This window comes from Rathayibacter sp. AY2B7, from assembly GCF_002931635.1.
In the GTDB taxonomy this organism is placed as follows: domain Bacteria; phylum Actinomycetota; class Actinomycetes; order Actinomycetales; family Microbacteriaceae; genus Rathayibacter.
Genome location: NZ_PSUC01000183.1, coordinates 1 through 2926 on the forward strand (window position 1 = coordinate 1; position 2926 = coordinate 2926).

Here is a 2926-nt window from a genome sequence, read left to right on the forward strand (position 1 = left end):
GGCGTCCGCCACAGGGGCCGCCTTCCGCAGCCAGCCCAGGTCCCCGGCGTCCGTGTTCATCGCGACGACCTCGGGCCGCCCCGCGCCGTAGCGGATGATCGACACCGACGCCGGTCCGACGCTCAGCCTCTGGAAGAGGTCGAGGTGCATGCCGAGCGCGTCCGCGAGGATCGCCTTGATCGTGTCGCCGTGGCTGACCGCCGCCCACACCGCGCCGGCCCCGTGCTCCTCCGCCACCGCCGCGTCATGCCGGCGGATCGCCGACACGGCCCGGGCCTGCATCGCGAGCATCCCCTCGCCGCCGGGGAACACCACCGCGGAGGGCTGGTTCTGCACCGTCGCCCAGAGCGGCTCCGTCGCGAGATCCCGCAGCGAGCGCCCCGACCAGTCGCCGTAGTCGCACTCGGTGATGCCCTTGTCGATCACCGTCGCCGGCGATCCCGTCTGCCGCTCGAGGACGAAGCGCGTGGTCTGCCGGCACCGCTCGAGCGGGCTCGACACCACGGTCGCGAGCTCGACCGCCGCCAGCCGCTCCCCGGTGCGCGCCGCCTGCGTGCGTCCGACGTCGTCGAGCCGCACTCCGGCGGTGCGTCCGGCGAGGATCCCCGCGGTGTTCGCGGTGGTGCGTCCGTGCCGGACGAGGAGGAGCGTGGGCATGGGGCCAGCGTAGGCGGCCGTGCTCCGCCCCGCCCCGTCGAGCCGCCGGGGCCGCGCCGGTGCGTTCAGCGCGACTCCATCGCGGGACGGATGCCCCGACCGCAGCGCCTGCCTAGGGTGGAGAAGCGGCCGCCCACCGCGGCCCGGAAGGGACACACATGGACGGGACGACGCCCCCCGGCATTCCCCAGGACGGCACGGACACCGAGAGCCCCGCCGCGCGCACCGCCGCCGACGGCACCGACTCCGCGCACACCGACTCCGCGCACACCGACTCCGCGACCCCCGCGTGGGCCGCCCCCGAGGCCTCCGGCCGCCACGGCGAGGTCGCTCTGCGGATCCGCGGCCTCCGCAAGCGCTTCGGCGACAAGGAGGCCGTGAAGGACATCGACCTCGATGTCCCCGCCGGCTCCTTCTTCGGGCTCGTCGGCCCCAACGGCGCGGGCAAGACGACGACCCTCTCGATGGCCACGGCCCTGCTCCGCCCCGACAGCGGCGTCGTCACGATCCACGAGGTCGACGTCTGGAAGGACACCCTCGAGGCGAAGCGGCTGATCGGCGTCCTCGCCGACGGCGTCAAGCTGTTCGACCGCCTCACCGGTCTCCAGCTCGTCACCTACTACGGCCTGCTCTGCGGGCTCGAGCGCTCCGTCGTCGTCGAGCGGACCGACGACCTCCTCGCCCTGCTCGGCCTCGATCCGGCCGACCGCACGCTCGTCGTGGACTACTCCGCGGGCATGACCAAGAAGATCGCGCTCGCCTGCGCGCTCGTGCGCGCCCCGCGCCTCCTGGTGCTCGACGAGCCGTTCGAGTCGGTCGACCCGGTCTCGGCGGCGAACATCCGCGACATCCTCACCGGCTTCGTCGCGTCGGGCGGCACGGTCATCGTCTCGTCCCACTCCATGGACCTCGTCGAGCGGATGTGCGACCGGGTCGCCGTCATCGCCGACGGCCGCGTGCTCGCCTCCGGCACCCTCGAGGAGGTCCGCGCCGGCTCCAGCCTCGAGGAGCGCTTCGTCGAGCTGGTCGGCGGCCGCACCCACCAGGAGGGACCGGCATGGTTGCGCATCTCCTGAGGCTGCGGCTGCTCCTGCTCCGCAACTCGCTGACGCGGAACGTGTGGCAGCTGATCGGCGTGATCCTCGGCGGTCTGTACGCGATCGCGGTGCTCGGCCTGGTCGCGGCCGGCCTGGTCGCGCTCGGAGGCACGGACCCGGCGTTCGCGAACGTCGCGATCGTCCTCGGCGGCTCCGCTCTGATCCTCGGCTGGGTGCTCGGGCCGATCTTCCTGTCCGGCTCCGACCAGAGCCTCGACCTGCCCACCCTCGCGACCTTCCCGATCCCGCTGCGGACCCTCCTCCTCGGGCTCGCCGCCGCGGGCCTCGCGGGCATCCCCGGCGTGGTGACCACGCTCGGGGCGCTCGCCTCCGCCGCCGCCTGGTGGAGCCGTCCGATCGGCATCCTGCCCGGCCTCGTCGCCGCGGTGATCGGCGTCGCGACCTGCGTGGTCGCGTCCCGCCTGATCGGCGCGCTCACCACGGGCCTGGGCTCGAGCCGCCGCTACCGCGAGGTGATCGGCGGCGTCGTGCTCGTCGTCGTCATCCTGCTCGGACCGCTCTTCTTCGGCCTGACCAACGTGATCCGCGACGGCCTGGACGTCCTGCCCGTGATCGCGGGCGCCCTCGGCTGGTCGCCGCTCGGCGCGATCTGGGCCGTCCCCGGATCCGTCGTCGCGGGCGACTGGGTCGCCGCGATCGCGCGCCTGCTGATCGGGCTCGCGACGCTGGCCGTCCTCGTCTGGGCGTGGGCCCGGGCGCTGCGGCACGCGCTCTCGGAGCCCGCCGCGTCCGGCGCGCACTCCGCCTCCGGATCCGCGGGCCTCGGCCTGTTCGGGCGCTTCCCCGGCACCCCGACCGGCGCCGTCGCCGCGCGTGCCCTCGGCTACTGGTGGCGCGACCCGCGCTACAGCCGCGGGCTCCTCGTCATCCCCGCCGTCGTCGTCCTCGCGGTGTTCTACTCCGCGATCGGCAGCGGCGGCGACACCTTCGTGCTGCTCTCGGCCGTGCTCGTCGGCCTGATCTTCGGCGTGACCCTCTGCGCCGACGTGTCGTACGACGGCACCGCCTGGGCGGCGCACGTCAGCTCCGGAGTGACGGGGTCGGCCGACCGCGCCGGTCGCGTCGTCGCCGCCGCGATCATCGGCATCCCTGCGGTGGTCGTCGTGGCGGTGGGCACCGCGCTGTACGCGGGACGCGCCGACGCGATCCCG

General features: G+C 74.5%; 3 protein-coding genes. 2 read left to right on the forward strand and 1 reads right to left on the reverse strand.

All coding sequences use genetic code 11. The annotated features are described in order from the left end of the window. A partial coding sequence (locus tag C5C27_RS17100) for a histidine phosphatase family protein (protein WP_104314996.1) occupies nt 1–657 on the reverse strand: 657 nt, incomplete at its 3' end. A 158-nt stretch (nt 658–815) separates the two neighbouring features. Here C5C27_RS17100 and C5C27_RS17105 point away from each other — a divergent pair. Both C5C27_RS17105 and C5C27_RS17110 read left to right on the forward strand, forming a co-directional pair. After that, a complete protein-coding gene (locus C5C27_RS17105; protein WP_104314997.1) occupies nt 816–1733 on the forward strand; it encodes an ABC transporter ATP-binding protein in 918 nt (305 codons plus the stop codon). Next, the coding region (locus tag C5C27_RS17110) for a transporter (RefSeq protein ID WP_104314998.1) at nt 1715–2926 on the forward strand (1212 nt) is incomplete at its 3' end. The genes C5C27_RS17105 and C5C27_RS17110, both read left to right, overlap by 19 nt.

Bases quoted from the DNA above. Each gene is read 5' to 3' on its own strand.
- C5C27_RS17105 (WP_104314997.1), top strand. From the start codon at position 816: ATGGACGGGACGACGCCCCCCGGCATTCCCCAGGACGGCACGGACACC.